At 68.7% G+C, this 26907-nt stretch carries 15 protein-coding genes; 9 read left to right on the top strand and 6 right to left on the bottom strand.

Going from position 1 to position 26907, the window contains the following annotated elements; genetic code table 11:
* Window positions 1-50 precede the first annotated feature (50 nt).
* Window positions 51-1154 (bottom strand): 5-methylcytosine-specific restriction endonuclease system specificity protein McrC, encoded by a 1104-nt coding sequence (gene mcrC, locus LI94_RS02550; RefSeq protein ID WP_046300199.1) that lies wholly within the window; start codon window positions 1152-1154, stop codon window positions 51-53.
* Window positions 1151-2986 (bottom strand): AAA family ATPase, encoded by a 1836-nt coding sequence (locus tag LI94_RS02545; RefSeq protein WP_239651139.1) that lies wholly within the window; start codon window positions 2984-2986, stop codon window positions 1151-1153. Before LI94_RS02545 ends, mcrC begins: the two co-directional genes overlap by 4 nt.
* A gap of 290 nt (window positions 2987-3276) precedes the next feature.
* Here LI94_RS02545 and LI94_RS02540 point away from each other — a divergent pair, with 290 nt between their 5' ends.
* Entirely contained in the window at window positions 3277-3966 is a 690-nt protein-coding gene (locus LI94_RS02540) for a cutinase family protein (protein WP_024440701.1), read from the top strand.
* Window positions 3967-3974: 8 nt separating this feature from the next.
* On the opposite strand, the gene LI94_RS02535 is transcribed toward LI94_RS02540, so the two are convergent.
* Window positions 3975-4346, bottom strand: a complete 372-nt coding sequence (locus LI94_RS02535) for a nuclear transport factor 2 family protein (protein WP_024440700.1) — start codon at window positions 4344-4346, stop codon at window positions 3975-3977.
* 211 nt (window positions 4347-4557) lie between these two features.
* Between LI94_RS02535 and LI94_RS02530 the strand changes: the two genes are divergently transcribed.
* The 8 genes from LI94_RS02530 to LI94_RS02495 are packed head-to-tail and all read left to right on the top strand — an operon-like array spanning window position 4558 to window position 22626.
* Window positions 4558-5304, top strand: coding sequence for an alpha/beta fold hydrolase (locus tag LI94_RS02530; RefSeq protein WP_046300198.1), 747 nt, complete (start codon window positions 4558-4560; stop codon window positions 5302-5304).
* Window positions 5297-6622 (top strand): polyketide synthase, encoded by a 1326-nt coding sequence (locus LI94_RS02525; RefSeq protein ID WP_046300197.1) that lies wholly within the window; start codon window positions 5297-5299, stop codon window positions 6620-6622. Before LI94_RS02530 ends, LI94_RS02525 begins: the two co-directional genes overlap by 8 nt.
* Window positions 6616-9564, top strand: a complete 2949-nt coding sequence (locus LI94_RS02520) for an SDR family NAD(P)-dependent oxidoreductase (RefSeq protein WP_046300196.1) — start codon at window positions 6616-6618, stop codon at window positions 9562-9564. The genes LI94_RS02525 and LI94_RS02520 overlap by 7 nt, the downstream gene beginning before the upstream one ends.
* Window positions 9557-16171, top strand: coding sequence for a non-ribosomal peptide synthetase (locus LI94_RS02515; RefSeq protein WP_082105634.1), 6615 nt, complete (start codon window positions 9557-9559; stop codon window positions 16169-16171). The genes LI94_RS02520 and LI94_RS02515 overlap by 8 nt, the downstream gene beginning before the upstream one ends.
* Window positions 16168-20571: a non-ribosomal peptide synthetase gene (locus LI94_RS02510; RefSeq protein WP_046300195.1), complete on the top strand. Its 4404-nt coding sequence runs from the start codon at window positions 16168-16170 to the stop codon at window positions 20569-20571. The genes LI94_RS02515 and LI94_RS02510 overlap by 4 nt, the downstream gene beginning before the upstream one ends.
* Window positions 20568-21860 carry an NADPH-dependent L-lysine N(6)-monooxygenase MbtG gene (mbtG, locus tag LI94_RS02505; RefSeq protein ID WP_046300194.1) on the top strand — a complete coding sequence of 431 codons (1293 nt, stop codon included), beginning with the start codon at window positions 20568-20570 and terminating at the stop codon, window positions 21858-21860. Before LI94_RS02510 ends, mbtG begins: the two co-directional genes overlap by 4 nt.
* A complete protein-coding gene (locus LI94_RS02500; RefSeq protein ID WP_024440694.1) occupies window positions 21841-22071 on the top strand; it encodes an MbtH family protein in 231 nt (76 codons plus the stop codon). Before mbtG ends, LI94_RS02500 begins: the two co-directional genes overlap by 20 nt.
* A 36-nt stretch (window positions 22072-22107) precedes the next feature.
* Window positions 22108-22626, top strand: coding sequence for a hypothetical protein (locus LI94_RS02495; RefSeq protein WP_152664734.1), 519 nt, complete (start codon window positions 22108-22110; stop codon window positions 22624-22626).
* Between the two features lie 17 nt (window positions 22627-22643).
* On the opposite strand, the gene LI94_RS02490 is transcribed toward LI94_RS02495, so the two are convergent.
* From LI94_RS02490 to hisN, 3 genes are all read right to left on the bottom strand, one after another.
* The gene (locus LI94_RS02490) at window positions 22644-24188 is read right to left on the bottom strand and encodes an FGGY-family carbohydrate kinase (protein ID WP_046300193.1); all 1545 of its coding nucleotides are present in this window, start codon (window positions 24186-24188) and stop codon (window positions 22644-22646) included.
* Window positions 24185-25579: an aspartate aminotransferase family protein gene (locus tag LI94_RS02485; RefSeq protein WP_046300192.1), complete on the bottom strand. Its 1395-nt coding sequence runs from the start codon at window positions 25577-25579 to the stop codon at window positions 24185-24187. The genes LI94_RS02490 and LI94_RS02485 overlap by 4 nt, the downstream gene beginning before the upstream one ends.
* A gap of 370 nt (window positions 25580-25949) precedes the next feature.
* A complete protein-coding gene (hisN, locus tag LI94_RS02480; RefSeq protein WP_046300191.1) occupies window positions 25950-26729 on the bottom strand; it encodes a histidinol-phosphatase in 780 nt (259 codons plus the stop codon).
* Window positions 26730-26907: the final 178 nt, after the last annotated feature.

The raw sequence follows: 26907 nt of genomic DNA, 5'->3' as shown, positions 1-26907 counted from the left end.
ATCGCAGTGGGGTCTGACAAGTCCGGGCGGGCGCGGGGCCGGGTCGATGGTCATCCTGATTTCAACGCACCGCGAAATGGCACTTCCAGAAGCGCGTCGCGGATGGCCGAAGCGCTGCCGGCCAAGTCGACAGTCAGGAAACGGTACCGATGGCCTTGAATCGTGGCCGACTCATCGAGGTGCTGGCCGACCACTGGGTATAGCAGCACCCCATCGGCGGTGGTCGACAGCGCGTCCCGGCCGTGCTGCGATTGCACATAGGCATACAGCTGAAAGATGTGATTGCGGGCAATCCGGGCCTGGCCGTACTGGTTCGGCTTGAGCGCGTCGGCGAACTTCGTTTCGACGATGATTCTGCGGTCCGCGCTCTGCAGCACGGTGTCGGTCTTCATGATCGGCAGAACCCCGACGAGCCCGGCGGTGGCGTCGGTGATCGGCCAGTGATGCCGGGTTTCGCCCGGATCGACGGTCCATTCCGAGCCCAGGGCTGTCCGGTAGAAGCCCCGTACCGCGGCCTCGTAGAGCTGCCGAATCTCGGCGGCGTCGCGTTCGGGGTCGCGGGTGCTGGTTCTGCCGGCCTCTTCGGTGGGAACGGTCATCTCGAGCAGCAACCGTGCTGCGTCCAGAGCCTCGATGTCGTCTTGTTCGTTGCGGCCCAAGGTCAGTTGGGCCGCCTCGCGCGCGGTGGTCAATCTGGTGGACACCCCATACGTGGTGAGCACTCCGGCGAGTCGGTGTGCGCGGTGCTCCAGCGTCGCGTCGCTCACATGCCGGGCCGCCAGGATCAGCGCCGTCCACAACAGTTGGTTGCGCGGGTTATCCACCGACAGCTCGTCGTAGCGGCAGGCCACCCGGCCTTGGGCGAGGAGCCTTTTCGACTCGGTGCCCAGTAGATCGATTCGCCCGCGCACCCGGGTCAGCGTGGCGGCGCATTCCCGGTATTGGCGGCCCGGGCTGCGCTGCAGACGTCGTTCGACGGCGGTGACGAGGATCTCGGTGACCAGGTTGAACAGCTCATCAGGGGTGTCTTCGACGTCACGGTCCCGGAACAATTCATTGCGCTGGTAGAGCCGGGAGGCGTACAGCATCAGCAGCCACAGGTTGCGTACCGGGATTGCGGTGCTGCCGCTGACAACGACGCCCGGAGAGCTCATCGGGATCCGGTCAGCGCGGCGGACTCGGTGCTGACCCGTGCCGGGTCGTCGAACCAGTATTCGGCCAGCAGCGGGCGGATCTCCTGTTCGACCACCTGGCGGATCCAGCCGATGGCGTCGTCGACGGCGGTGTCGTGGGCCGGGGTGAAGAAGCTGTGCCCAATGCGGTATTGCTCGCCGAGCGATCGGTCCTCGGTGATGCGCTGGTTGAGCACGCCGACCCGTTCCGCCAAGGCTGCAAGTACGTCAGCACCGATCCCGTTGCGGCGCGATACCCATTGCCGCCACCGGTCGTTGAACTGCGGTGTGAGGTCGGCGAAAGCGAACCGCCGCCGCAATGCGAAGTCGACGATCGCCAGGGAGCGGTCCGCCAGGTTCATCGTGCCGATCACGTACAGGTTCTCCGGGATATAGATCGCGTCCTCGCCGGGTTTGCGGTAGGTCGGAGTCAACGCCTCGGTCGGGTTGCGTTTGTCGGCTTCCAGGAGGGTGAGCAGTTCACCGAAGATCTGCGCGAGGTTGCCCCGGTTGATCTCCTCGACCACCAGGACATGCTTGTTGCCGGGGGCGGCTGCAGCCTTCTTGATGATGTCGAGGAACAACCCATCGGCCAAGGTCAAGGTGCCGTCGCCGCTGGGCCGCCAACCGCGGACGAAATCCTCATAGGACAGCGTCGGGTGGAACTGCACCGCCTGCAGCAGATCGGCCGGCCCCTGCCCGATCAACGCACGAGCGAGGCGCTTGGCGAGCCACGTCTTTCCGGTTCCCGGCGGCCCCTGCAGGATCAGATTCTTCTTGCGTTCCAATGCGTCCAGATAACCGCGCAATGTCGACTCCGGCAGGAAACAGCCGTCATCGAGGATGTCGGCGACGGTGTAGGCCGGCCCGACCACAGTCTCCTCTTCGGTGGTGTCCTCCTCGCCCTCCTCGTCAACCTCGGGGGCGGTGTCGCCAAACCGGTCCGACCAGTACGGGGAGTTGCGGAACCGGTCGTAGTCTTGATCGGCGTCCTCGAAGGTGAACTCGATGAGAGCCCGCGCCTCCCAACCGGCCGGCTGAACCCGCCACACTGTGCGCTGATTGGTGTAGAAGTACCACTCCCGCACTGATTCGACAGGATCCCACGCGACGTCGACGGCGTGCCCGTCGCCGTGATTTCCGGTGATGGTCCCGGTGGCTTTGATCGCCATCACCGATACCCGGTTGCCCTTCGGATCGAAGGGCAGATCATGCTTACGGGTGAACGCCGCCTTGATCGCGATGCGGTCGCCGGCCTTCATCATCTTCACCAGATCGACGTACTTGTTCGGGTTGCCATTGACCCACTGACCCTCGCTGACGAACCGGTCGGTTTGGTCAGTGTCTGCTCCGTCGTGCCCCGCGGTGCCGCCGTAGAACGCGCCGACGAACCAGTAGTTCGGCAGCTTGTCGAGATCGGCGACCGATGCGGTGCTCGACCGCTTCTTTGGGACGTAGGCGAGGTAGGCCGGGATCTCCTGCAGCGCGGCCTCGGGGATCTCGACCGGGTGATCCTGCAGCAACTGGTCGCCGAGATCGGTGATCCGCGAATGACCGTTGCGCACCTTGTGCACCGCTGTTGCTCGCGTCAAGAACGACAACGCCCAGCCCACCCGGTTCTCGGCCTGCGCCTGACCGGAGTTCAGCGTGACCGCGCGCTGGGCCACGGAGAGCCCCACGCGGCTGATCACGGCCGCAAAAATATCGCTGGTCTTCCAGATCTGTCCGTCGCTGAGCACCTCGAGCACTGGCCGCATGAACTTTGGCCACGGTGGGACCTCAACGGCGCTGTCGGGGTTCGTCATCTCTGCCATGCTCACGCCGTCACCTGCAGCCCCTTGTAGATAGTCGGCACCAGCGCACCCATCAGCTTCTGCTTGATCTCGGGACTGACTCGTTGGCCTGCGTCATTGGATAGCTCTGCTCCTGGTTATTCACGGGTCCTGTGGAAATTACCGCGACCTGGCAACATCCGAGCGCCGAACGCGCTGGCGCGGTAGTCCCATCGTGGGACGCGCGGTGAGCTCGCTGGAAGGAAACAGGTCAGCTGAACCCCGCGATAAGGGCTGGTGGAGCGCGGTCACGGTGTGCCAGCATCGGTGATATGAAAGCGCGCCGATCGCTCCTGTTGCTCGGTGTTCCGGTGGCGATGGCCTTGGCCACGCTGCCCAGCGCACCGGTCGTCGTTCCCGCCGCCTCCGCTGCCGGCTGTCCCGACATCGAGGTGACCTTCGCTCGTGGCACCGCGGAGGCGCCAGGTGTCGGCGAAGTCGGCCAGAAATTCATCGACGCGTTGCGCTCGCAGGTCGGCGGGCGGTCCGTCGGGGTGTATGCGGTCAATTACCCCGCAGGCGAGGACTGGCCGCCATCGGCGTCCGACGGCGCCGGTGACGCGAACGCGCACGTGCAATCCATGGTGGCGACCTGTCCCGACACCAAACTGGTACTCGGCGGCTATTCGCAAGGAGCGATGGTCATCGATCTGATCACCATTGCGCGGGCATCGGTGGCGGGCTTCAACGCCGCGACCTTGTCGGCGGAGGAGGCCGAACACGTGGCTGCCGTCGCGGTTTTCGGCAATCCCACCGACCGGTACCTGGGTGGACCGGTCAGCGAGATCAGCCCCTGGTACGGCGCGAAGGCCATCGATCTGTGTGCAGACGGCGATCCGATCTGCACGCCGGGAGCCCTGGCGCTGCCTTCACACGACGAGATGTTCTCCGCGCCGCACCTGTCTTACGCGCAGTCGCCGATGCCGGCTCAGGCCGCGACGTTCGTGGCGAGCCATCTCTGACGCCGCGGTTATTCGACCACCTCGGAGGCCCAGTACTCACGCAGGCTGGCGATCCGCGCACCGGCGAATTCCAGGATGGCGACTTCCCGCATCCGCTTACGCACGTGCTGGATACGGTCGTCGAACGTCGCCTCCCACTCGGCGATCACCGTGGTGCCGTCGGTGGCGGTGTAGAGGTTGAGTAACCGGGCATCGATGTTGGCCTGGCCCTCGACGACCTTGTGCTGCCAATAGTCGCGGATTCCGGCGCGGGTGCGGATCGGTTCGCCCAGCACCCGCTCGTGGTAGGTGGCGTCGTCGGTGAAGATCGTGACGATGAGCTCGGGGTCCTGTTGCCTCCAGGCTCGCAGGTAGGTATCGATCGTGGTGCGGACGTCCATCAGGGCAGTCTGGCCCAGGGCGCGGCCCCGCCTTCGCCGAACGTGCATTCCGTGCCAGGAACCGCGCAGAAAACCGGCCTCCGTGCAGCCTGGTGCGGCGCAAGGGCTGGGACAGGCCCACCGACGCCCGGATTTCCGGCCCGCCGCCGGTAGGGGTAACCTGACGCAGGGAAATTAGGGCAGCCTTTACTAATACTTGCGAGGGGATCGGATGGCCGTCGACGACACCTCGGCCGTCGCGCAGTTCCCCTCCTGGATGGGCCGCTTTCCCGGCCCCGGCGCCCCCACGCTGGTCTTCCCGCACGCCGGCGGAACCGCGGTCAACTACCGCCCGCTGGCGCTGGCCCTGGCCGCCGGTGCCGACACCTACGTCATGCAGTATCCGCAGCGTGCCGACCGTTTCCGTGAGCCGGCCGCCGAAACCCTGCCGGAGTTGGCCCGCAGCCTGTTCGACGCCGCGCCCTGGCATCAGCTCGGGCCGCTGCGCCTGTTCGGCCACAGCATGGGCGCGCTGGTCGCATTCGAATTCGCCCGGCTGGCCGAAAGCCGCGGCATCGAGATCCAGCGGCTGTGGGCCTCAGCCGCCCCCGCTCCCGGCGTGGTGGCCGGGCTGCGCAAGGTGCCCACGGGGGATGCCGACCTGCGCGCCGAACTCGCCCAGCTGGGCGGAACCGACCCGCGAATCCTGGCCGATGAGGAGTTCCTCACCCTGCTGCTGACCCCGGTGCGCTCGGATTACCTGGCGTTCAACCGTTACCAGTGCGCTCCTGACACCACCATCGGCGCCGACATCACCGTGCTGGGTGGCCGCTCCGACGACCGGGTCGGCGCCGACCTGCTGGAGCGCTGGGCCGAGCACACCACCGGCGCCTGGTCGATGTCGCTGTACGACGGCGGGCACTTCTATCACTACGACCACATCGAGACCCTGGCGAAGCGGATCATCGCCGATGAATGATCGGCGCCAGGATCCGGTCGTCATCACCGGCCTCGGCGTCGAGGCGCCCGGTGGCATCGACACCGCCGAGCAGTACTGGTCACTGCTGGCCGACGGCCGCGAGGCCCTGAGTCCCCTTCCCGAGGACCGGGACTGGGCGGTGCGCGAACTCATCGAGGGATCGCACCGCGACGGGTTCAAACCGATCTGCAACGCCGGCGGATTCCTCTCCGGCGCTGCCGAATTCGATCCCGGATTCTTCGGTATCGCACCGCGCGAGGCCGTCGCGATGGACCCGCAGCAGCGGGTGGCACTGCGGGTGGCCTGGCGCGCCCTGGAAGACGCCGGCATCAACCCTGACGAACTCACCGGCCACGACGCCGGCGTGTATCTGGGTGCCTCGGTCACCGGCTACGGCCCGGACATGGCGCAGTTCAGCGCGCACAGCGGTCACCTGCTGCCCGGCACCGCACTGTCGGTGATCTCCGGCCGGATCGCCTACACCCTGGGCCTGGCCGGCCCGGCGATCACCGTCGACACCTCTTGTTCGTCGGCGCTGTCCGCGTTGCACCTGGCGGTGCAGGCGATCCAGACCGGTGACACCGATATGGCACTCGCCGGTGGGGTGTGCGTGATGGGCTCGCCCGGCTTCTTCGTGGAGTTCTCCAAGCAGCACGCCCTCTCCGACGACGGTCATTGTCGGCCCTACAGTGCCGCCGCCACCGGAACGGTGTGGGCTGAAGGTGCGGGAATCTTTGTGCTGCAACGAAAGTCGGCTGCGTTACGCGACCGTCGCCATATCTACGGCGAGATCATGGCCAGCCGGCTCAACCAGGACGGTCACACCCCCGGTCTGCTCACCCCCAGCGAAGCGGCCCAGCAGCGCCTGTTCCGGCGCGCTTTGGCCGACGCCGGCGTACATCCCAGCCAAGTCGGGATGATCGAGGGCCACGGAACCGGAACCCGGGTCGGTGACCCGGTAGAGCTGCGCTCGCTGATCAGTGTTTACGGCACCGACACGACGGCCGGCATCGGACCCCGGCTGGGCTCGGTCAAATCCAACATCGGGCATACCCAGGCCGCGGCCGGGGCGCTCGGGTTGACCAAGGTGCTGCTGGCCGCCGAGCACCAGGCGATCCCGCCCACCCTGCATGTGCGCGACGGCTGGCACGACGGCATCGACTGGGACGGTCACGGAATCGCGCTGGCCGAGACCATCACCCCCTGGCCGGCGAGTAACGGCCGCCGGATCGGCTCGGTGTCGGCGTTCGGGATGAGCGGCACCAACGCGCATCTGATCGTCGGGGTGGACGACGTTTCCGGGGTCGCCTCGTGCTGAACAACCACCCGACCACGCTGCCCGACGCCCGGATCCCCGTGCTGATCTCGGCACACGCCCGCGACCTGGTGGCTGCCGAGGCCGGCGCCCTGGCGCGCTACCTGCACACCCACCCGGCGGGGGTCCCAGCGGTATCCCAGACCCTGCGGGCAACCCGCCCGGTGCGCCGCTACCGCGCGGTGATCCGCGCCCGTGACGCCGCCGAGCTCCTCGCGGGCCTCGAGGCTCTCTACCGCGGCGTCGAACACCCGCTGGTGGCCCAGTCGCATCAACCCGAGGCCGCGCGCACCGCTTTCGTGTTTCCCGGCCAGGGGAATCAATGGCCGGGCATGGGAGCCGAACTGCTCGGCGTCGCGGCATACCGCGCTGAGGCGGACCGCTGCCATGAGGCCTTCCTGCGCGCCGGTCACGCCTCGCCGCTGAGCTATCTGCGCGGCATGGAGGACAGCGATCCCGTGGTGGTCCAAGCCGCCCAATTCACCCACGCCGCGGCGCTGGCCGCCACCTGGCGGCATTTCGGTGTGCTGCCCGACATCACCGTCGGCCACAGCCTGGGCGAGGTGGCCGCCGCCTACATCGCCGGCCTGGTGGACTTGGACGCCGCCGTGGCGGTGGTGGCCGCGCGGGCGCAGCTGACCGACCTGCTGGCCGCCAACGCACCGGTCCGATTCGGCATGGCGATGCTCGCCCTGAACGCCGACGCCGCCGCTGACCTCATCGCCGCCACCTCCGACTGGCTGGAGCTCTCGGTGGTCAACGGCCCCGAGTCCGTGGTCGTGTCCGGCGAATGGTCGGCCATACAGCAGATTCTGGAAGCCGCCGGCCGGCGTGGCGTGTTCGCTCGCGAACTGCCGGTGCGCTACCCGGCGCACACCAGCGCCCTGGAGCCGCTGCGAGACCAGCTGACCGAGCAGCTTCCCGATGCGCAATTCCACAGCGCTCCGGTGGAATTCATCGGATCGGTGTACGGCGGGCCGATCCCGCCCGGCACTACGTTCCGGCAGTACTGGTTCGACAATCTGCGCAGGCAGGTCCGGTTCGACTTGGCCGCCGCTGCCGCGGTGGCGCGCGGTGTCACGACGTTCATCGAGATGTCGGCACACCCGACCCTGCTGGTGGCGCTCGGCGACTCCGTGGGTGCCGCCCAGGTGCTGGGCAGCGCCGACCGTGACCAGCCGGCCAATGAGGCGCTGGCAGCCAACGTCGCCGCGGCGGCGATCGCCGACCCCGGCTACCGCTGGCGCGATTTCGCCCCGGCGCAAACTTCCGCGCCGCTGCGGCACTTCCCGCACGCACCGATGCACACCAACCGGCTGTGGGCCGGCGCGGAGACGTCGGTGCCGCGCCATCGGATGCCGGTGGTCATGACCGAAAGCTGGCTGCCGGTCACCGAGCCGCAACAGCGGCCCGCGCGGATAGCCGTCGTCGACTATGCCGGGCAATCGGGTGAACTGACCGCGCAACTGGCGGCGGAACTGGATGCCCTGGACGCCGAAGTGGTCGACCCCGCCGACGCCGAATTCCTGGTTCTGGTGGCTCCGCTCGCCGATGCGGTCGACATCGCCACCGCAACAACCGAGTTCGCCGGGTACGCCGCCAGCCAGACCGTGGTTCAGCCGGGACCGAACTGCCGCCGGGTATGGCTGGTGACCCGCGGCGCTGAGCAACTTGCCGGTGATCCGTCGCCGCGGCCAGGTGCAGCCGCCCTGGCCGCGCTGCACCGCAGCATCGGATTCGACTACCCCGATCACACGTTCGCCCATCTGGACCTGCCGGTGCAGCCCACCGCTGCAGACCTGCGAGCCGCCGGTGCCGCACTGTGGCTGACCGACACCGAGGTCGCGGTGCGTGCGGGGAGCCTGGCGACCCGCCGATTCGTCGAGTCCAGGGCCGCCGCAACCGTGCCGACGGTCCCGGAGACCGTGGTGATCAGCGGCGGAACCGGTGCGATCGGATTGGCCTATGCGGCGTTCTGCGCCGAACACGGCGCCCGCGACATCGTCCTGCTCAGCCGCAGTGGGGCCAGCGATGCGAGTACGCCGCAGTTGGATGCGCTGCGTGCGCGTACCGGGGCGCGTATCACCGTGATCCGCTGCGACATCACCGATGACGCCGCGGTCGCGGCGGTCGTTGCGCAATATCGACCGGCACGGGCGGGACTGCTGGTGCATACGGCGTCGGCCGAGGCCGTGGCCAGGTCGAAGGTGACCGCTGCGGCAGTCCGGGACGCGTTCGGCGCCAAGGTGATCGGACTGGGCAACCTGGCACGGCATTGGCCGCTGGACGCCGGCGCACGCGTGTTGGTCTGTTCCTCGGTGCTGGCGCTGTGGGGCGGGTTGGGACACGGACTCTACGCGGCGGCCAACCGGATGGCTGACACGCTGGTGGGACAGCTTCGGGCGCAGGGCTTGGGCGCCACCTCCATCCGCTGGGGGCTGTGGCGCAGCGTGGCCGTGGTCAGCGGCGAGGAGAAGGACCGGATCGCCCGAACCGGCCTCACGCCGATGGCCCCGGAAGCCGCTATCGCCGCCGGACTTCTTGCCGCGCCGCACGACCCGGCGATCCTGGCCGCCGATTTCGATCGACTGGCGGTGTTCTTCGACAGCCAGGGCGTGCCCTCGCCCTTCGACGCAGCACTGACCGGCGCAACGGTGGACGGCCAGGCCGACCGCCCGATCGGCGAGGTGGTGGCCGACGAACTGGTGACGGTGCTCGGCTTGGAAGGCCCCGACGACATCGACATGCACCGGGCGCTGGTCGACCTCGGCCTGGATTCACTGCTTGCGCTGGACCTGCGCAAGCGCTTGGGGCGGGCCACCGGTTTACGAGTGGCGCTCGGTCCACTGCTGGCCGGAATGACCGGAGCTCAGCTGACGGCGACGCTGACCGATGACGCAGCACCGGCCGCGGCTACGGAAAGGACTGTGTTCACCCATGACTGACACCGGCGGTTTAGCGAGGCTCGACGAAGGAGAGGCGAAGCTGGAATCGCCGCAGGGCACCGTCGAACAGGCGACCGACGCCAACGAGCTGCGGCTGGAACTGCTGCGCCGCAGACTCGCCGAACGGGGTCTGGCCACTGCATCTTCGGAGCCGCAGTCCGGGCCGGGCAACGGGTCTGCGCCGCCGGCCATGAGCGACGGACAGCGCCGTATGTGGTTCGTGCAGGCGCTCGACCCGGACGGCGCCCTGGCCAATATTTCGGTCTCCTACCGTCTCACCGGCCCGCTGGACGGCACCCGATTGCGGGCCGCGCTGGCCGCGGTGGCGGCGCGCCACCCCGTGTTGCGCACCGTCTATTCCGTCGATGACGCGGGCGAACCGCACCCGGTGATCTCCGAGGTCACGCCCGGCTTTGCCACACACGACCTGTCCGACCTCGCCGAACAGGCCCGCGCGCTGCGCCTGGAAGTCCTGGCTCAGCGCGAATTCGCCACCCCGTTCCGGCTGGATTCCGATGCCCCGCTGCGACTCACCCTGGTCCGGGTCGCACCGGACGGACACATCCTGCTGCTGGTGGCCCACCACATAGCCTGGGACGACGACTCCTGGGCGGTCTTCTTCGCCGACCTCACGGCCGCCTATGCCGACCCCGATCAGTTCGCCACCCGCGCCCCCGTACCGCACCCCACCGTTGCGGCCGGCTCGGGCCAGGACGCCGAGCTGACCTACTGGCGCACCCTGCTGGCCGACCCGCCGGACCCGCTGGAACTGCCCGGCCCGCACGGCTCGGCGATACCCAGCACGTTGCGCGCCGGACTGTGTACCCGCACCCTGCCGGCGGAGTTGATGTCCGACATAACCGAGCTGGCCCGCAGCAACGGCGCGACGCCCTACATGGTGATCGCCGCGGCCCTGTCCGCCCTGATCCACCGCTACACGGCCACCGATGACTTCCTCATCGCCTCACCGGTGCTCAACCGCACCGCCGGCACCGAAGGAGCCATCGGTTACTTCGGCAACACCGTGGTGCTGCGCGCGAAAGTGGACGCCGCCACCCGATTCAGCGAACTGCTGACGCACACCCGCGACGCTGCCCTGGGGGCGTTCGGAAACCAGGGCATCAACCTCGACCGGGTGGTGCGCGAACTCAACCCGGATCGCCGGCACGGGGGTGTGGAACGACTCACTCGGCTCAGCTTCGGTTTCCGCTCGGCCCAAGGGGGCGGCTTCCAGCCGGACGGGATCACCTGCAGCCGAGCCGATTACCGCGGCAAGGTCGCCCAGCTGCCGCTGGGAATCATGGTGGAGGCCGGGCCGGACGGCGCGCTGATCGAGGCCGAGTACCTGCACGACGTGCTCGACGAGGCGTTGGTGGAGCAGTTGCTGCGCCACTTGGTGCAGCTGTTGTCCGCCGCCGTGGCACAGCCGCAGACAACCGTCGGCGAGCTGGACATGCTCGGCGATGACGACCGGGCCTGGTTGGACGCGATCTCTCGCGGACCCGACTTCGTCCCGCCACCGGGGGCGCCGGCCACCCTGGGCGCGCTGGTGGCCGACCGGGCCGCGGCCACCCCGAACGCGATCGCCGTTGTCGACGATCACGGCCGGTACACCTACGCCGAGATCAACGCGCGCGCCAACCGGATCGCACACCACCTGATCGCCGCGGGCATCGGCACCGAAGACAAGGTCGCGGTGCTGTTCGGCCGTTCGACCGATCTGGTGGTCACCGCCCTGGGTATCGCCAAAGCCGGCGCGGCCTACGTTCCCGTCGACCCCGAGTATCCGCTGGATCGCATCGAATTCATCCTCGGTGACGCTCGACCGTCGATCGTGCTGCGGGAACCGCTGACCGAAGACGAGCTGGCCGGCCGGCCCGACACCGACCCGACCGACGCCGACCGGGTACGCCCGCTGCGTCCGGAGAATCTGGCCTACCTCATCTACACGTCGGGTTCGACAGGATTGCCCAAGGGGGTCGAGGTCTCCCACGCCCCGATCACCGAGTACCTGGTCTGGTTCGGCGGCGAGTACGGAATCGACGACACCGACGTCCTGCTGCAGGTCGCATCACCGAGCTTCGACGTGTCGGTCGGTGAACTGTTCGGAACCCTGGGAAGCGGTGCCCGGCTGGTGATTCCGCGCCCGGATGGTCTGCGCGACATCGGCTACCTGACCGACCTGCTGCAGCGCGAAGGCGTCACCGCCATGCACTTCGTGCCGTCGCTGCTCGGCCTGTTCCTGTCGCTGCCCGGCGTGAACCAATGGCGCACCCTGAGGCGCATCCCGATCGGTGGCGAACCGTTGCCGGGCGAACTCGCGGACAAGTTCCACGCCACCTTCGACGCCCTGCTGCACAACTTCTACGGCCCCACCGAGACCGTGGTGAACTCGTCCCGACACAAGGTGGAAGGCCCGCAGGGCAACCGGATCGTGCCGATCGGCAGCCCGAACATCAACACCACCATGTGGCTGCTCGACGACGCGCTGCAACCGGTCCCGGTTGGGGTGATCGGCGAGATCTACATCGGCGGAACACATATGGCCCGCGGCTACTTCGACCGCTCCGGTCTGACCGCCGAGCGTTTCGTCGCCGATCCGTGGACGCCCGGCCAGCGGCTGTATCGCACCGGTGATCTTGCCCGCCGCAATACCGCCGGCGAGCTGGAATTCATCGGCCGCGCCGACGACCAGGTCAAGGTCCGCGGCTTCCGGATCGAGCTCGGCGAGGTGGCCTCGGCCATCTCGGTGGATCCCAGCGTCGGCCAGTGCGTGGTCGTGGTTTCGGACCTTCCCGGGTTGGGCCGCAGCCTGGTCGCCTACCTGACCCCCGCCGGCCCGGGCGCCGGAGAAGACACCGTCGAGATCCCGCGGATCCGGGCCCGCGTGGCCGCGGCATTGCCGGAATACATGGCGCCGGCGGCCTACGTGGTGGTCGACGACATCCCGATCACAGCGCACGGCAAGATCGACCGGGCCGCGCTGCCCGACCCGCACCCGATGGAGAGCACCCCGTACCGGGAGCCGCAGACCGACACCGAACACGTGGTGGCGCAACTGTTCGCGCAACTGCTCTCCCGCGACCAGGTGGGTGCCGACGACTCGTTCTTCGACCTCGGCGGTCACTCGCTGCTGGCCACCAAACTGGTCGCGGCGATCCGCGCCCGCTGCGAGGTGGAGATCGGCATCCGGGAGATCTTCGAGGCCAGCACGGTGGCCCGGCTGGCCGCCGCGATCGACCGGGCCCCGGCCGCGCAACCCGGCGAGAACGGGGCCGGTCGACCGCCGCTGGTTGCCGTACCGCGCTCCGGCAACCTTCCGGTCTCGGCGTCGCAGCTGCGAACCTGGTTCGCCTACCGACTGGACCCGGGTGCCACCGGCGACAACATTCCGCTGACGGCCCGGCTCACCGGCCCCTGTGACACAGCCGCCCTGACCGCCGCCATCGGTGACATGGTGGGCCGCCACGACAGCCTGCGCACCACATTCCGCGAGATCGACGGGTTGCCACATCAGGTGATCAACGCCGGCGCAGCGGTGCCGGTGACCGAACTGCACTGCCCCGAAACCGATCCGGGTGCGGTCACAACATGGACGCGGGCCCGACTCGACGAGCAGCGCAGCATCGCGTTCGACCTGGAACGGGATTGGCCGATCCGGGCGGCGCTGCTGCACCTGCCCGGCGACGAACGGGTGCTGTCCCTGGTGGTGCACCACATCGCCGCCGACCACTGGTCGGTCGAGGTGCTCTTCACCGACCTGCTGATCGCCTACCGGTCCCGCGCCGCCGGCTCCCCCCCGGCATGGGAGCCGCCGGCGTTGCAGTACGCGGACTTCGCGCACTGGCAGGGCGAGTTGCTGCGCGACGAGTCCGGTCTGATCGAGGCGCAACGCCGTTACTGGATCGAGCAACTGGCCGGGCTGGCCGACGACACCGGGCCGCGGCCGGACTTTCCGCGGCCCGCCACCGCGAACGGCTCCGGCGACTCGGTCGCCTTCACCGTCCCCCCGCAGGTGCGAGCAGGGCTTGCGGCGCTGGCCCGCGAGACCGGCGCCACCGAGTTCATGGTGGTGCAGTCCGCGGTCGCGATACTGCTGCACCTGGCCGGCAGCGGCGACGACATCCCGCTCGGGGTGCCGATCGCCGGACGCACCGACAACGCACTGGACAACCTGGTCGGGTTCTTCGTCAACATCGTGGTTCTGCGAAACCGGTTGTCCGGCAACCCGACACTGCGCCAGGTGGTGGCCCGGGCGCGGGAAACCGCACTGGGTGCCTACGCGCATGCCGACCTGCCGTTCGACCGGCTGGTGGAGGCGCTCAACCCGGTCCGCACGCTGTCGCGCAACCCGCTGTTCCAGGTGGTGGTCCACGTCCGTGAGGCGGCCGACGTCACCCACGTCATCGACAGTGGGCGCAACGACGTTGAAGGCGACCTGGTATTCCGCACCGTGATGCCCACATTCGACATCGCGCACGCCGACCTGTCGGTGAATCTGTTCACCTCAACCGGCGACGACGGCGCCGGTTATGACGGGCATCTGATCTACCGCACCGACCTGTATGAGCGCGCCACCGTGCAGCGACTGGGCGACTGGCTTGGCCGGGTGCTGGCAACCATGGCGGCCGACCCGGGACGGGCGCTGCGCGACATCAGCCTGATCGACGACGAGCAGCGCGAGCGCATCCTGCAGCAGTGGAGCCGCGGTGCCGAGATTCCGGCGGACGACCCACAAACGATCGCCGACGTGCTGGCCCCCAGCCGCGGCTTCGACGGTGTCGCCGTGCGCTGCGCCGGAGCCGAGCTCACCTACCGGCAGCTACATGCCCGCTCCGACCGGCTTGCCGAACTGTTGATCGGCGCCGGCGTGAAACCCGGAACCCTGGTGGGCCTGTCGGTGCGCCGTGACCTGGATCTGCCAGTCGCGTTGGTGGGCATCATGAAGGCTGGCGCCGGCTACTTCCCGCTGGACCCGAGCTATCCGCGTCAGCGCCTCGAGTTCATGATCGAGGACGTTTTCGCGTCCGGCGGGGCCAAGGTGATTCTGGTCAGCGAGGCCACCCGCGATGCGATTCCGGCGCCGGACGGTGTGTCGCTGCTGTGTCTGGATGACGCCGACGTGCAGGTGGAGCTGACCAAAGACATTGTCGGGGTGAACCTTCCGGTGCCGCACCCGGAAGACCCGATGTATCTGGTGTTCACCTCCGGTTCCACCGGTCTGCCCAAGGGTGTGCTGGGCACCCACCGGTCGATGAGTGCACGCCTGAACTGGCAGATCGCCCACTACCCGGTCAGCGGTGCGGACATTCGGCTGGCTCAGTCGTCGATGACGTTCCTGGAAGGCGGCATGGAGATGCTGGCCGGGCTGGCCGCCGGGGCGACGCTGATTCTGGCCGATGACAACGACTTCCGTAATCCCGAAGCCCTGGCACGGCTGATAGTGGACGAGCGGGTGGCTCAGGTGACCGCGGTGGCCAGTCTCATCTCGGTGCTGGTGGATTCGGCCCCCGAGGCGGTCCGCGGTCTGCGCCGCCTGGTCTGCAGCGGCGAGCCGGTCTCGGCGGACCTGCTGGCCCGACTCGGCAGCGCACTTGATCCGCATGCGCAACTGCTCAACAACTTCGGTGCCACCGAGACCTCGGGTGCGGTGGTACGCGGCGAACTGGAGCCGCCCACCCCGAAACTGGGCCGGCCCACCCCCGGATCGCAGGCCTACCTGCTCGACGATGCGTTGCAGCCGGTGCCGCCGGGGGTGGTCGGCGAGGTCTATTACGCGGGCCCGCAGATCGTCCGCGGCTACTGGAAGCGGCCGGGACTGACCTCGACCCGCTTCGTCGCCAACCCCTTCTCAGACGAACCCGGTGATCGGCTCTACCGCAGTGGCGACCGGGCCCGTTGGACCCACGACGGGGTGCTGGAGTTTGTGGGTCGCACCGACCACCAGGTCAAGGTGCGTGGCTTCCGGGTGGAGCTGGCCGAGGTGGAGGCCGCGTTGCGTGGCGCACCGGGCGTGTCGACGGCCGCTGCCCGCACCTGGGAGCAGCGCGGTGTCACCACGCTCGCCGGCTACTTGGTGCCCGCGGCCCCGGTCACCGACCCGGCGGAATTCATCGCCTCGGTGCGTGCGGCCGTGGCCGCGACGCTGCCCGGCTACATGGTGCCGTCATCGTTGACCGTGCTCGACGCGATGCCGTTGACCGACTCCGGGAAGCTGAACCGGCCCGCGCTGCCGCAGCCGGCAGTGGCCACCCGCGGGGAGTCGGACCCACCGGTCACCGCCACCGAACAGACCCTGGTCGGAATCTGCGCCGAGCTGTTGGGCGTCGCGGCCATCGGGCGCAGCGACGGTTTCTTCGAACTCGGCGGCGACAGCATCCTGTCGGTGCAGTTGGCCGCGCGGGCGCGCGCGGCCGGGCTGGACGTCGACCCGCGGATGATCTTCGAGCATCCGACGTTCGCCGAACTGGCTGCCGCGGTCGACGCCGCGGCCGCGGCCGGTGGCACCCCGGAGGCCGCTGACACGGCGTTTGAGCCGATGAGCGTCTCGGGTCTGAGCAGCGACGCACTGGCCGGTCTGACCGCGGCATGGGGTGATTCGCCGTGACCGAGACCAGCCAGCGGGTTACCCCGGCGATCGAGGACGTGCTGGCACTCTCCCCGCTGCAGCAGGGACTGTTCTCGCTGGCCAAGCTCGCCACCGATGACGGAGGCGGTGTCGACGGCATCGATGTCTATACCGTGCAGTTCGTCATCGACATCGTCGGTCCCGTCGACGCAGGGCTGTTACGCCGCAGTGCCGAGACGATGCTGGCCCGGCATGCGAATCTGCGGGCATCGTTCTGGGACGTCGACCTGCCACACCCGGTCCAGATCATCCCGGCGACAGCGGTTCTTCCGTGGCGGGAAATTGAGGCTGCACCAAGCGAGTTCGATGAGCTTGCGCGCATCGAACGCACCACGAATTTCGACTTGGCCCGCGGACCGTTGCTGCGCTTCGTGCTGGCCCGGTCTGCCCCCGAGCAGTACCGGCTGGTCCTCACCGTGCACCACCTACTGATCGACGGGTGGTCGATGGCGGTGTTCTTCGACGAGATGGTGGCGATCTACCGCGCCGGCGGTGTCGACCCGCTGCCTGCCCCGCGCCCCTACCGCGACTACATCGGCTGGCTGACAAGCCAAGACACTGCCGCCGCGACACAGCGGTGGCGCGACTACCTAGCTCCGCTGAGCGGCCCGACCATGCTGGCCGGCGGAGAACGGCTCGCGGTGGGCAGTGCGCTCCCGCAGACCCACGAGGTCGCGCTGGACAGCGAGGCCACCGCGCGGCTGACCGAGTGGGCTCGCCGCCACGGCCTGACGCTGAACACGGTGCTGCAGTTCGCCTGGGCGGTGCTGCTCGGCCGGCTCACCGACCGGACCGACCTGGCGTTCGGCGCGGTGGTGTCGGGCCGCCCGCAACAGCTCACCGGCGTCGAGACCATGGTCGGTCTGTTCATCAACACCGTCCCGGTGGCCGCGTCGACGCCGCCGCGCGCCGAGGTGGTCGCCACCTGTCAAGCGCTGCAACGCGATACCGCTGCCATGCGCGACCTGGGCTATCTGAGTCTGTCGACGGTGCAGCGGGCCAGCAGCAACGCGGTCTTCGACACTCTGCTGGTATTCGAGAACGCGCCCATCGGCTCGGCGACAGCCGGGGTGACCACTGCGGACGGGGTGCGTTTCATCCCGGTGACGGTGGAAAGCCTCACGCACTACCCGCTGACGCTGGTCAGCTACCCGCCCCGCGACGGCCGGCTCACCGTGCTGCTCGAGGCGGTCCCGGATGCGCTGGGGGAGTTGTCAGTTCCCGATCTGGGGCAGCGGTTGCTGCAGGTGCTGCGCCAGCTTCCCGACCCGGCGCGGCCGCGCGTCGCCGACCTGGACGTGCTGCTGCCCGTCGAGCGGAGCCGCATCACCGATCCGGCGGACCGCCACATCAAACCCGAGTCCTCGGTGCCCGCGCTGTTCGCCGCGGCCGCCGCAGCGCATCCGGACAGTCCAGCGCTCACCGGCGAGGACCGCAGCCTGACCTACGCCGAGTTGGCGGCCGAATCCGCCGCACTGGCACGAACATTGGCCGCCCGCGGGATCGGCCCAGAAGACCGGGTCGCGATAGCGCTGCCGCGCTCGCTGGACTCGGTCATTGCGATTCTGGCGGTGCTGCAGGCCGGGGCGGCCTACGTTCCCGTCGACATCGGCCTGCCCGAGGTGCGCATCGACTCGATTCTGCGCCAAGCCGGCCCGAAGCTGACACTGACCGTCCCACTGCTGTCCGAGTTGCGCGCCGAAGACGCGGTGCAGATGCCGACTCCGGTGGTGATCCACCCCGACTCGGCCGCCTACGTGATCTTCACCTCCGGATCCACCGGAGAACCCAAGGGCGTTGTCGGCACCCACCGCGCGCTGGCGTCGTACTTCGCCGACCACCAGCAACGCATGTACGCGCCCGCCGTCGCGCGCTTGGGCCGGCCACTACGGGTCGCGCACGCCTGGTCACTGAGTTTCGACGCGAGCTGGCAGCCGCTGGTCGGTCTGCTAGGTGGTCAGTGCGTACATCTGTTCTCCACCGACGAGATGCGTGACGCCGAGGCGATCATCGACGGCATCCGCCGGCACCGGCTGGACATGATCGACACCTCACCGTCGATGTTCACCCAACTGTTCGACGCCGGCCTGCTGGATGCCGGCTCCGACCACCGCCTGACTGTGCTGGCGCTCGGCGGCGAGGCGATCGCACCGCACACGTGGGCACGACTGCGTGCGGCGCCCTCGACTGCGGTCCACAACTGCTACGGACCCACCGAGACCACGGTGGAAGCCGTTGTCGCCGACGTCGCCGACACCGATGTGCCGGTGATCGGAGAAGCGGTGCGCGGCATGAGCGCCCACGTACTGGACTCCGCCCTGCGCGAAGTGCCCGATGGGGTGGCCGGCGAGCTGTACCTGGCTGGAGTGCAGGTCACCCGCGGCTATCTGGGCCGCGCCGGGGCGACCGCGGCCCGCTACGTCGCCGACCCGTTTCGCGCCGGCGGCCGGATGTATCGCACCGGGGATCTGGTCCGGCGCCGAACCGATGGCCGCCTGGTCTATCTCGGCCGCGCCGACGACCAGGTCAAGGTGCGCGGGTACCGGGTCGAGATCGCTGAGGTCGAGGCCGCGCTGGCCGCCGTGCCCGGGGTGACCGCGGCGGCGGTTCTTCCCGTGCAGGGGCCGGCCGGCACCCAGCTGGCCGGTTTCGTCACCGGCGCGCAGGTGGACATCACCCGGGTGCGCGCCGAGATCGGTAGCCGCCTGCCGTCCTACCTGATGCCTGCCCGAATCACCGCGGTGGAGTCGATGCCGTTGACCGCGAACGGAAAGCTGGACACCGCGGTGTTGCTGGAGCTCGCCGGTCCCTTCGTCAGCGGGGGGGTAGCGGCGGCCACCGACACCGAACGGGTCTTGGTGGAACTGCTTGCCGAGGTGTTCGCCGGCCCGGAGGGCGCCGACGCGGTGGCAGGTGCGGCGCCGGGAGTCGAGACCGATCTGCGCGAGCTGGGTCTGGACAGCATCGTCGCACTGTCGATGGTGCGGGCGGCCCGCCGGCGAGGCCTGCCGCTGCGTCCGCGGACTATCTTGAGCTGCAACACGATTCGGGACGTGGCTGCCGACTTGGACCGCGAGATGGCCGAAGCCGGCGAAGCGGCACAGCGCGACGGATCGCAGGCGCCCGACGGGCCGATTCCGCTGCTACCGGCGGGCCGCTGGCTCTATCAGTACGGCGACCCGCGCCGGTTGGGGCAGGTCGAAGCGATTCGCCTGCCCGACGACACCGCGCCCGAGCAGCTGCGGGCCGCCCTGGCCGCGATCGTCGCCGCGCATCCGTTGTTGCGTGCCCGACTCGACACCGCGGAGCTGACGCTGTACCCGATCGAGCCCGTCGACGTCCTGACCGAGGTCACGGTCGCGGCGGCCGACCTTTCGGTGGTCACCGCGCACGGCACCCGACTGTTGGAGAGCCTGGATCCGGAGAACGGAGTCATGCTGCGCGCAGTGTGGCTGCGCGCGCCGGACAGTGCGGGAGTGCTGATGTTGTGCGGGCACGTGCTGGCACTGGACCCGGTGTCGTGGCAGGTGATCCTGGGTGAGCTGCACGCCGCGCTGACCGGGGCGGAGCCGCTGCCGGAGCGCAGCGGCTACCGGCGCTGGGCGGCGGCGCTGCAGGAACGTGCGCAGACCCTGGACACCGTCGACTTCTGGGCCGCCCAGCTGGCCGGCGGCGACCCGGATCTGGGTGCTCGGCGGATCGACCCCGCGCGTGATCGCGCCAGTGATCTCACGGTGTCGGTGACCGTCGCCGACCCGGGGCTCACCGCCGCGCTCTCGGCCTTGCCCGTTCCGATGCACGACCTGCTGGTCGCGGCGATCGCGCGGATGGTCACCGCCTGGCGGGCCCGCCGCGGACAGGCCGGGCCGGTCCCACTGCTGGCCTTGGAGACCCACGGACGTGCCGAGGAGGTCGTGACCGGTGTCGACACCGCCGACATCGCCGGATTGCTGTCCGCCATTTATCCGCTGCGGGTGCCCCAGGCCGACCCGGCCGGGGTGGCGGGCGCACTTGCCGGCATCCCGGGAGGCGGAATCGACTACGGACTGCTGGCCTACCTGCGTGCCGACACCGCCGAGCGGCTGGCGGCTCAGCCGGGGCCGCAGGTGCTGCTGAACTACCTGGGCCGGGTCGACCGTGCCGGGGGCGGGCCAGCCGTGGCGCCCGACCTGATCGCCGGTCTGCCGTCGGTGCCCGAACCTGGTCAGGCGGTACGTCACGAGCTCAGCGTCTTCGCTGCGGTGGCCGACCTCGGGGCGGGACAGGCGTTGATGACCCAGTGGCGCACACTGCCCGATATCCTCGGCGACGCCGAGATCGTGCAACTGCAAGAGCTGTTCACCGACAGCCTGGGCGACCTGGTGGAGGAACTGCGATGAGCACACTTGCGGTGGTAGGGGCCGGGGCCAAAGCGGTCGCGGTGGCCGCCAAGGCCGCCGCACTACGCGAGATGGGTGTCGCTGCACCGGATGTGGTTGCCGTCGAGCGCACCGAGGTCGCCGCCAACTGGCGCGCGACCGGAGGCTGGACCGACGGCGCGCACCGGCTGGGCACCAGCCCGGAGAAGGACGTCGGCTTCCCGTACCGCTCGGCACTGGTGGCCGGCCGCAACGCCGAACTCGACGAACGCATGACCCGCTACGGCTGGCAGTCCTATCTGATCGCCACCGGCCAGTTCGCCGAGTGGGTCGACCGCGGCCGGCCGGCCCCCACCCACCTGCGGTGGAGCCAGTACTTGCGCTGGGTCGCCGACGCGGTGCAACTCAACGTGATTCCCGGCGAGGTGGAGCGGCTGGGGGTGAACGGCGCAGCCTGGGTGCTGCACACTAGGGAGGCCTCCCGGGAGACTACAGTCGCCGCAGACGCGGTGATGATCACCGGCCCGGGGCAGGCCGAGAAGTCGATCCTGCCCGGCAACCCGCTGGTGCTGTCCATCGCGCAGTTCTGGCATCGCGCTGCGGCCGACCGGATCAGCGCCGAGCGCGTGGCCGTCATCGGCGGCGGTGAGACAGCCGCATCGATGCTCAATGAGCTTTTCCGGCACCGGGTTTCGACGATCACCGTGATCTCCCCACAGGTGACTCTGTTCACCCGTGGCGAGGGATTCTTCGAGAACGCCCTGTTCTCAGATCCCACCGACTGGACCGCGCTGACCTTGGCGGAGCGTCGAGATGCATTGGCCCGCACTGACCGTGGGGTGTTCTCGGCCCGGGTGCAAGACGCGCTGCTGGCCGACGACCGGATCCGCCACCTGCGGGGCCGGGTCGCGCACGCGGTGGCTCGCGATGGCCGAATCCGTTTGACGCTGAGCACCAACCGCGGCGGCGAGAATTTCGAGACCGTGCACGGTTTCGATCTGGTGATCGACGGCTCCGGCGCCGATCCGCTGTGGTTCGTATCGCTGTTCGGCCAGGACACCTTGGACCTGCTCGAGCTGGGCTTGGGCGGACCGCTTTCCGGCGACCGGCTGGCCGAAGCGATCGGGCACGACCTGGCCATCACCGACGTCACTCCGAAGCTCTTCCTGCCGAACTTGGCCGGGCTCACTCAGGGGCCTGGTTTTCCCAACCTGAGCTGCTTGGGACTGCTGTCCGACCGGGTGCTGGGCGCCCACCTTTCCGCTGCGCCACCGATACCGAGGAGATCCGATGAGCACCAATCCCTTTGACGACGAAAGCGGCAGCTTCTACGTGCTGGTCAACGACGAGGAGCAGTACAGCCTGTGGCCGACGTTCGCCACTGTTCCCGCTGGGTGGTCAGTGGTCTACGGGGGTGAACAGGGTGCCGACCGCGCGGCCTGTTTGGACTACGTCGAGCAGCACTGGAACGACCTGCGGCCCAAGAGTCTTCGTGATGCCATGGCGGCCGAACGGGGGTAGCCTGGCTCCGGTATCCGTCGTTGAAAAGGGGGAACCGTGACTGGAAGACTTCTACTCCTGAGCGCTGCGGCGCTGGCTGCGGTCGGAGTGTCCGGGTTGTTCGGGGGAGGTGTGGCGTCCGCAGAACCGGCGGCACCGCAGGACTCGGTGACTGGTGGTCCCGCCCCGCTGGAGCCCGCGCCGGCCCCGCCGCAGCCCTCGGGTGTGCCGCTGCCCACGACCGGTGAGGTGTCGGGCATGCTGACCAGGCTCAGCGACGCCGGCATCGGCTACAAGGAGAAGGCCGACCTGGTCGAGAACGGCATCACGCAGCACGAGGGCCACGGGCTCGACAGCGAGCTGCGCAAGGCTTATCGCGACGGAGAGCTGCCCTACAACTTCGACGTGATCAACGTCGTGCAGACCGGCGAGGGCCAGGGGCTGGCCAACGTCACCATCACGGGTCCCAAGATGCCTGCGCCGCAGACCATCCCGCTGCAGCTCGTCGACCAGGGTCGTTGGGTGCTGTCGCATGACTCGGCGGCACAGCTGATGCAGATCATGGCGGCCCACTAGCCCGCAGAACGGGTCGGTCAGCGGTTGAGGCGGCCGAACATGCCCTTCTGTGCCTTGTAGAGCCCGGGGAACTCGGCGAAGAGCCGGTCATAGACCTCGCGATTGGCGGCCACGGGCTCGAATACGCCGTCGAGCGGGATCAGATCACGCAACGCGTCGCGATCCAGCTCGCCCATCCCGATCCCGGCGAACAGGGCCGCGCCCCGCAACTGAGCGTTCATCGGATCGGCCACTCGCTCGCAGGTGCGGCCGGTGACGTCGGCGATGATCTGGCACCACAGGTCCGAACGCGCCCCGCCGCCGACGATCCGGATCGGTCCGGCGCTGGGAGTGAACCGATCCACGAACTCGAGCAGCCAGCGGCTGTTGTAGGCGACGCCCTCAAGCACCGCACGCACCAGGTCGGCTCGGGTGGTGGACAGCGACAGGTTGTGGAACCCGCCGCGGGCGCGGCGGTCGTCGACGGGGGAGTGCTCGCCTTTGAGCCAGGGCGTGAAGATCACTCCGTTCGAGCCGGCCGGTGCGCCCGCCGCCACCGCGGTCAGATCGTCGTAGGTGAGGTCGTCGAAAACGGTGTCGCGCAACCACTGCAGCGCCCGGCCCGCGGTGTCCTGGTTGTTGACCAGCAGATAGGACGCCGGGTCGAGGCCCGCAACGGTAGCCAGCTGGTGGAACGCATCGGTCTTCTTGAACGCCACCGGGCAGCTGATCCACGATGTGGTGGAGATGGTCAGGTGCAGCTCACCCTGGCGCACCGCACCAGCGCCCACCGCCGCGCTGTGCAGATCTGGCGTGCCGGTAACCACCTGGGCCGCGGGTGATATGCCGAGTTCGGCGGCGATCGACGGTGCCACCGGGCCGATGATGGAGCCGGTCGGCAGCAACGGCGGCAGTTTGGCCCGGTCCACACCGGACAGCCGCACCAGCACGTCGTCGTAGTCGAGCACGCCCAGGTTGCGGTTGTTGGTGAGCCAGGTGCCCATCATCGAGGCCCGCGAGGCTGCCGCCCGTCCGGTGAAACACATGCCGAGGTAGTCGACCGGCTCCAGAAGCCAGCGGGTTGCCGCGAAGACGTCCGGGTCGCCGTGCTGCAGGTACAGCATGTGGCCGACCGGGTCGTCGCCGCTGGGCGAGGGCACGCCGCCGTTGCGACGAAGCCAACTGAGCAGGACCCGCGGCCGGTAGCCGGCCACCCGCCCGCCGAATGCCTTGCGGCTGTAGGGCGCACCGCGGGTGTCCATCCACATCACGCACGGGCCCACCGGCCGTCCCTCGGCGTCGACCGGGATGGTGCTGGCCCACTGGCCGGTGATCGACACCCCGGCCACCTGCTCGCCGCGTATTCCGCTCTCCGCCAGCCCGCGTTTGGTGGCGTCGCGGATGATCTCCCACCACAGGCCGGCGTCCTGGATGGCGGCCCCGTCCGGCCCGTACTCGGTCGCGACCGCGATGAGGTCCGACCACAACACCGTGCCGTCCAGCGACACGAAACCGACTTTGGGGCCACCAGTGCCGAGGTCGACGGCCAGAACGACGCGATCGACGTGCTGCGCACTGCTCATAGGGGCGGCAAGGACTGCTGGGTGTCGAGGATGTGCTCCATGAACCCTTCGATGAACTGGGCCGCCTCATCGGTCATTCCACCGGGTACGCCGCCATAGATCGCGGCGCTGATCGGCGCCTCGCCGGCGGCGGTCTTCTTCTTGGCGTACTCGACCGCGTCGTCGAGGTCGGCGGCGAATGCCTCTGCCACCCCCGGCTGGGTCTGCGGCCGGGTGACGGCCATGTGGATGGCGTTGGGGTATTGCTGGCCGTTGAAGCGCCAGCCCTTGGGCTTCATCGCGTCCGCGACGTGGTAGACGTCGAATTCGTCGGAGCGGAAACTGAAGCAGAACGTCGGTGCGCCCAAGATCGTCAGCTCGGGGTGGCTGCGCACGGCGTCCTGCATGGTCGATGCCGTCTCGAGGATCGCCTTGGCGTAGGTCCGGTAGCCCTCCCGGCCCAGCTGCACCATCGATGCCCACGCGGCGGCGATCAGCCCACCCGAGCGGGAGCCCTCGATCCCGGGCGAGTGGTATTTGCCGCCGGACCACTCCGGCAGGTAGAAGTACTGCGCGTTGCGGTAGGCCTTGTCGCGGAAGAGCAGCGTGGAGGAGCCCTTCAACGCGTAGCCGTACTTGTGGTTGTCCGCGGAGATGCTGGTGACTCCGGGCACCCGGAAGTCGAACAGCGGGACGTCGTAGCCCAGCTCCTGGGCGAAAGGCAGGACGAACCCGCCCAGACAGCCGTCGACGTGCAACCCCACCCCGCGCTGCAGGGCCAGCTGGCCCAGTTCCGGGATCGGGTCGACGGTGCCGTAGCCGTAATTGCAGGCCGAGCCCATGATCGCGATGGTGTTCTCGTCGATGTTGTCGGCCACCCAGTCGACATCCACCTGGGTGGTCTGCGGATCGATCGGCGCCGTGCGCAGCTCGATGCCGAACAGATGGCAGCCCTTGTCGAAGGCCGGGTGACCGGTTTCGGGTTTGATGAAATTGGGACGCGTGAGGCCCCGGTGTTTGGCGGCGTGCTCCCGGTAGGCCAGCAGCGCATGGATGATGCTGCCGGTACCGCCGGTGGTGACCATTCCGACCGGCTCGGTGTCGGTGACGGCCTCCGCGTGCATCAGGTCCAGGGCCATCGCGATGATTTCGCCCTCGAACTTGGTCGCCGACGGGCAGATGTCGCGTTGCAGCACGTTCACGTGGGCGAACAGTCCGAATGCCTCATCGAGGAAGCGGTAATGCTCGTGGTCACCGCAGTACATGGTCCCGGATACCTTGCCGGTTTCCCAGGTGGGGTCTTCGGCCTGCGCCATCTCACGCAGTTCCGCGAGCACTTCGTCACGCGGCCGGCCCTGCTCGGGCAGCGTGCGGTTGACGGTGAAGCGGTCCGTGTAGGGAAAGTCGGACATGGTGAGAGCAGATCCTCCATCTTGAGGACCCCTCCGGGTCAGAAACCCCGAGGGATCATCGTGTTGTTGTTCGCACGCGCAGTAGCTGAGCTAACCATGGTCGCCCGACGTGGTGTCACGTCACGTCGCGCCCACTCCGGGGGTAGCACCCGGGCTGTCCCACCCTGGTCCCGCAGCGAAATAGGTGAATTCATGATCTCCTGCACGTCCGAATATCGTTTGCGGGCGGGGGCAGTAAGATTGCCGCGCCATTTGTTGAATAGCCGCGGGCCTATAATGTCAAATTGCAGGAGAATATTCCAACACCAAAAAGCGAACGCATTAACAAGATTTTGTTGTTAATGCGGTGCCGGGGGAGTGCTTGCCAGGGCTAGGCTACGCCGAGACGGTCCAAGACCGCCGCGTGCAGCTTGGTGTTGGTGGCCACCGCGCTGCCGCCGTGGGGGCCGGCGGTGCCGTTGAGATCGGTGAAGGTGCCACCCGCCTCGCGGACCAGGATGTCCAGAGCTGCCATATCCCACAGCGACAATGAGGGCTCGACCACGATGTCGAGCGCTCCCTCGGCAAGTAGGCAATGGGCCCAGAAGTCGCCGTAGCTGCGCGTTCGCCATACCGAGTCGGTCAGATCCAGGAATCGCTGACGCAGCCCGAGGTGCGCCCACTGCGTGAGCCCGGCGAACGACAGGCTCGCCGAGCCCAGATCTGCCACCGCGGAGACCGACAGCCGTCGCGGCGGCGCCCCGTTGGCCACGGCGAACGCGCCCAGCCCATCGCCGGCCCACCACCGCCTGCCCAACGCGGGGGCGCTGATCGCACCGACGCGCGGCACCCCGTCGTCGAGCAGGGCGATCAAAGTGGCCCATACCGGCACACCGCGCACGAAGTTCTTGGTTCCATCGATCGGGTCGATGACCCACTGGCGGCCGCTGAAGTTCGCGCTGCCGCCGAACTCCTCGCCCAGCACGTCGTCGCCGGGCCGGTCGCGGGCCAGGGCGTCGCGCAGGGCGACCTCGACCGCGCGGTCGGCGTCGGTGACCGGAGTGAGGTCCGGCTTGGTGTCGACCCGCAGGTCCAGTGCCCCGAACCGGTCCATCGTCATGGCGTCGGCCAGGTCCGCCAGGCTCAGCGCCAGGGTCAGATCGTCATTCATGGATTCCGCTGCAATTCCCACAAGCGGGGGACAGTACCACCGAGTTGCGGCTTTTCTCTGCTCCCCGACGAAATAGGCGAATTATGGGATCGCGTCGCCGATATGTAAAACTGGGGCAGCGGGTTGCAATTCTTGCCCGCGATTCATATCGGCACCACGACATTTCCTCGTCACACCA

The sequence above is a fragment of the Mycobacterium sp. UM_Kg27 genome (assembly GCF_000972905.1).
Classification (GTDB): Bacteria; Actinomycetota; Actinomycetes; order Mycobacteriales; family Mycobacteriaceae; genus Mycobacterium.
Note: the sequence above shows the minus strand (reverse complement) of the source record. Positions and strands in the feature narration are given on the sequence as shown.

Bases quoted from the DNA above. Each gene is read 5' to 3' on its own strand.
- mcrC (WP_046300199.1), bottom strand. From the start codon at position 1,154: ATGAGCTCTCCGGGCGTCGTTGTCAGCGGCAGCACCGCAATCCCGGTA.
- LI94_RS02545 (WP_239651139.1), bottom strand. From the start codon at position 2,986: ATGGCAGAGATGACGAACCCCGACAGCGCCGTTGAGGTCCCACCGTGG.
- LI94_RS02540 (WP_024440701.1), top strand. From the start codon at position 3,277: ATGAAAGCGCGCCGATCGCTCCTGTTGCTCGGTGTTCCGGTGGCGATG.
- LI94_RS02535 (WP_024440700.1), bottom strand. From the start codon at position 4,346: ATGGACGTCCGCACCACGATCGATACCTACCTGCGAGCCTGGAGGCAA.
- LI94_RS02530 (WP_046300198.1), top strand. From the start codon at position 4,558: ATGGCCGTCGACGACACCTCGGCCGTCGCGCAGTTCCCCTCCTGGATG.
- LI94_RS02525 (WP_046300197.1), top strand. From the start codon at position 5,297: ATGAATGATCGGCGCCAGGATCCGGTCGTCATCACCGGCCTCGGCGTC.
- LI94_RS02515 (WP_082105634.1), top strand. From the start codon at position 9,557: ATGACTGACACCGGCGGTTTAGCGAGGCTCGACGAAGGAGAGGCGAAG.
- mbtG (WP_046300194.1), top strand. From the start codon at position 20,568: ATGAGCACACTTGCGGTGGTAGGGGCCGGGGCCAAAGCGGTCGCGGTG.
- LI94_RS02500 (WP_024440694.1), top strand. From the start codon at position 21,841: ATGAGCACCAATCCCTTTGACGACGAAAGCGGCAGCTTCTACGTGCTG.
- LI94_RS02490 (WP_046300193.1), bottom strand. From the start codon at position 24,188: ATGAGCAGTGCGCAGCACGTCGATCGCGTCGTTCTGGCCGTCGACCTC.
- LI94_RS02485 (WP_046300192.1), bottom strand. From the start codon at position 25,579: ATGTCCGACTTTCCCTACACGGACCGCTTCACCGTCAACCGCACGCTG.
- hisN (WP_046300191.1), bottom strand. From the start codon at position 26,729: ATGAATGACGATCTGACCCTGGCGCTGAGCCTGGCGGACCTGGCCGAC.